This is a genomic window from Thermoanaerobaculia bacterium (assembly GCA_035260525.1).
GTDB lineage: Bacteria > Acidobacteriota > Thermoanaerobaculia > UBA5066 > DATFVB01 > DATFVB01.
In genome coordinates, this window is record DATFVB010000351.1 from 1 (window position 1) to 3781 (window position 3781).

General features: G+C 68.8%; 3 protein-coding genes. All 3 read left to right on the forward strand.

The genetic code is table 11. The annotated features are described in order from the left end of the window. A partial coding sequence (locus tag VKH46_16645) for a cupin domain-containing protein (protein ID HKB72462.1) occupies nucleotides 1-399 on the forward strand: 399 nt, incomplete at its 5' end. Nucleotides 400-644: 245 nt separating this feature from the next. Further along, the gene (locus VKH46_16650; protein HKB72463.1) at nucleotides 645-2054 is read left to right on the forward strand and encodes an FG-GAP repeat protein; all 1410 of its coding nucleotides are present in this window, start codon (nucleotides 645-647) and stop codon (nucleotides 2052-2054) included. A 64-nt stretch (nucleotides 2055-2118) separates the two neighbouring features. Next, a complete protein-coding gene (locus tag VKH46_16655; GenBank protein ID HKB72464.1) occupies nucleotides 2119-3663 on the forward strand; it encodes a tail fiber domain-containing protein in 1545 nt (514 codons plus the stop codon). Nucleotides 3664-3781: the final 118 nt, after the last annotated feature.

Sequence of the window (3781 nt, forward strand, 5' to 3'; positions counted from 1 at the left end):
GGAGGACTCATGCACTGGATCGGAAATCTGTGGATGGAAGTCGCCGCCTTCGCTCCGATGCTGGCCGCCGTCACGGGCGCGGCGCCCTCGCTCGATCCCGCGGTCGTAAATGCCGGGATGGAGCACGTCCGGCTCGAGAACGCGAGCGTGCGGGTGATCGAGGGCGTGCTGCGGCCGGGCGATCGCGAGCGGATGCACTCGCACCCGGCTTTCGTCACGTACGTGATCGAAGGCGGGAGGATCCGCAACAACTTCGCCGACGGCAAGGTCGTCGAGGCCGAGTTGAAGACCGGAGACGTGCTCTTCCGCGAGCCTCAAACCCACTGGGTCGAAAACATCGGCGAAACGACGCTCCGGTTCCTCGTCATCGAGCTCAGGGAGCCGACGCCGGGGAAGTGAAGGGCGAGTCGAAAGTCAAGAGTCGAAATTCGGGAACCGCGAGTCGAAAGTCGAAAGTCGGAATCGGGAGCGTCGGTCGCGTTTCGCCACGCCCCCCAGCACCGAAATCCCCAGCCCCCGCCCCATGAACCCGATCGCGGCGCGGAGAATTAAGACTCCTCCAGCTCGCGCGCTCGCGTGAGACGCTCTTCGCTCCGAACGGGATTTGCCGGGCATCGTCGACCGGGCAACGTCGGGGAGGAATCATGTCGAACCGTCGCCGGCTCCTCTTTTCCGTAGTCGTGTCTTTCGTCCTCTCGACGGGAGCGCCGATCGGGGCGTCCGGCGGCGCGCCCGAGCTCCCGCCGACGGCCCGGGCGGCGATCTCGCGGGCGATCGAGGCCGATCACGGCGATCCGCCCTTCGAGGAGGCGAAGCTCGCCTCGGGCGAAGAGAACGACGCCTTCGGCAACTCCATCGCGATCTCGGGAGACACGATCGTCGTCGGCGCGCCGTTCGCCCGACCCGCGGCGGTGTACGTATTCGTCAAGCCCGCCTCGGGCTGGGCGGACACGTCGATCTTCGACGCGAAGCTCACCGCGTCGGACGGAGTGCCGAGCGACGGGTTCGGACAGTCCGTGGCGGTCTCGGGCGACACGGTGTTCGTCGGAGCGTCGCAGCTCAACAGCGGATCGAAGGGCGCCGCGTACGTGTACGTCGAGCCCGCCTCGGGCTGGGCGAGCACGTCGGCGTTCGACGCGAAGCTCACGGCCTTCGACGGATCGACCGGCGACGGCTTCGGGGCCACTCTCGCGGTCTCGGGCGACACGATCGTCGTCGGAGCGTTCAACGCGGAGATCGCGGCCGGCCGGAGGGGAGCGCTCTACGTGTTCGAAATGCCGGCGTCCGGATGGGCGAGCACCTCGGCGTACGAAGCCCGGCTCACCGCGTCCGGCGGTGGGGTGGGGGACGCCTTTGGCGGCTCGCTCGCGGCCTCGGGAGACACAGTCGTCGCCGGGGCCCCGGGCGCGGAGAGCGGCCTCGGGGCGGCCTACGTCTTCGTGAAGCCGGTCTCCGGCTGGAGCAGCACTTCGAGTTTCGCCGCGAAGCTCACCGCTTCCGGGGGCGAATTCGGCGACGGATACGGTCAATCGATCGCGATCTCGGAAGAGGCGGCCGTCGTCGGAGCGCCGTTCGCCCGGGTCGGGTCCAACGCGGCACAAGGCGCGGTGTACGTTTTCGAGAAGCCCGACGCGGGCTGGGCGAGCACGTCGGCTTTCGACGCGAAGCTCACGGCGGCCGACGGCGCCGCCCAGGACTTCTTCGGCCTGCCGGTCGCGCTGTCGGGCCGGACCGTGGCGGCCGGCGCCCCCGCCGAGATCGGCCTCGATCGTCCCGGCTCCGTATACGTGTTCGTCAGGCCGGTGGACGGCTGGCAGAGCACGTCGGCGTTCGACGCGAAGCTCACCGCCTCCGACGCGGCCGGTTCCGACTTCTTCGGCTTCGCCGTCGCGATGTCGTCCCGGGAGCTCGCGGCGAGCGCGCTCGGGGCGAACGTGACGCGCGGCGCCGCCTACCTGTTCGGCGGGCTGCCTCCCGCGTGCGAGCCGGGACTCCGGTGCGCGACGCCGGTGCCGGAGCGTCCCGCGGAGCCGGTCGGGCCGCGATTTCGGTAGTCGCGCTTTTCCGCCGAGGGCGCATCCCGTCGCCGTGACATGATGACCGGTCAGGAGAACCCACATGAAAAGACTCGTCCCGGTCCTCATGGCGATCGTCTGCTCGCTCGCCTCGATCCTCTTCGGCGGATTCGCGTCGACGGAAGTCTTCCTCCCGGCCGTCGGCCGCGTCCCGGGCAAGGACGGAGCGCAGTTCTACACGACGGTCTGGGCGACGAACCTGACGTCGGCGCCGCAGACGTTCACGTTCCAGTTCCTGAAGGGGAACCAGTCCAACCCCGCGCCGGCGTCCTTCGAGGACACGCTGGCTCCCGGACAGACCCGGATGTACGAGAACGTCGTCGAGACGAAGCTCGGTCTCGCGAATGCGCTGGGCGCGGCGCGGATCACCTCCGACGGCGCGATCTTCGTGTCGGAGCGGATCTACGACCAGGCCCCGGGCGACGATCTCGGAAAAACCGTCGGCCTCTTCTTCGCGGGCGTGCCGAAGACGTTTTCGATATCGGCGGGGCAGTCCGCGACGATCCAGGGCGTCAACCAGGGCGGGTCGGAGGACTTCCGCTACAACTTTGCGCTGGTGGAGACCGCGGGAGGATCTCCGACCGTCAGCGTCCAGGTCTTCGATGGGAGCGGCGCGCTCCTCGGGCAGAAGAGCTTCCCCATGCTGCCTTACGAGCAGCTTCAGCCGGGAGTCGGCGACGTCGTCTCCGGGATCGCCACGACCAACGCGAGGATCACCGCGACGGTGACGGGCGGCACCGGTTCGGTGCTTCTCGCCGGCGCGCAGGTCGCCAACGGCTCCCAGGATTCTTCCGGTTTCGAGATGAGCTTCCGGGACGGCCTGCTCGGAAGCGGAGGGTCGCCCGGGGTCGCGAGCGTCAACGGGCTGACCGGCGCTCTGACGCTCGCGGCCGGGTCGAACGTCACGATCACGCCGTCCGGAAGCCGGATCACGATCGCGGCGTCGGGAAGCGGAGGGGGACTCGCGCTGCCCTTCAACGGCACGGTTTCGGCGGGCGGGACGGCGCTCCTCGTGACGAATTCGGGGAGCGGCGGCGCTCTCGAAGGCGACGCCGCGGGGATCGGCGTGCACGGCGTCTCGAGCTCGGCCGCGGGAGTGTACGGCCGCTCGACGCACTCGATCGGCGTCGTCGGGCAGTCGGACGACGGCGACGGCGTGAGCGGCTTTTCCACCAACGGGTATGGCGTCCATGGGAGCAGCAGCTCGAACTTCGCGATGTATTGCGAAGGGGACGGCCTGATCACCGGATCGTGGGCAGTTCCTTCGGATGCGAGATTCAAGCAGAACGTGGAGGAGCTCGACGGCGCGCTCGGTCGCACCCTGGCGCTTCGCGGCGTGACCTTCGACTGGCGGCGGGACGAGTTCCCTGAGCGCCATCTCTCCTCCCGGCCCGGGCTCGGATTCATCGCCCAGGAGGTCGAGGCGATCTATCCGGAGCTCGTGATCACGGGCCGTGACGGTTACAAGAGCGTCGACTATGCGAAAGTCGGTCCGATCCTCGTCGAAGCGATCAAGGCGCAGCAGAAGGAGATCGAGGACCTGACCCGACGGCTCGAGCGCCTCGAAGCTGAACGGCGCGGGGAGTAACCGTCTGGCGGGTCGAGGCGGATCCCGGGAAGGGAAGGGGTCACCGCCGTCGTCGCACGCACGAGCAACGACGGTCGAGCATCTCGATGCAGGTGATGACGCGCAAAGGCTGACCAGC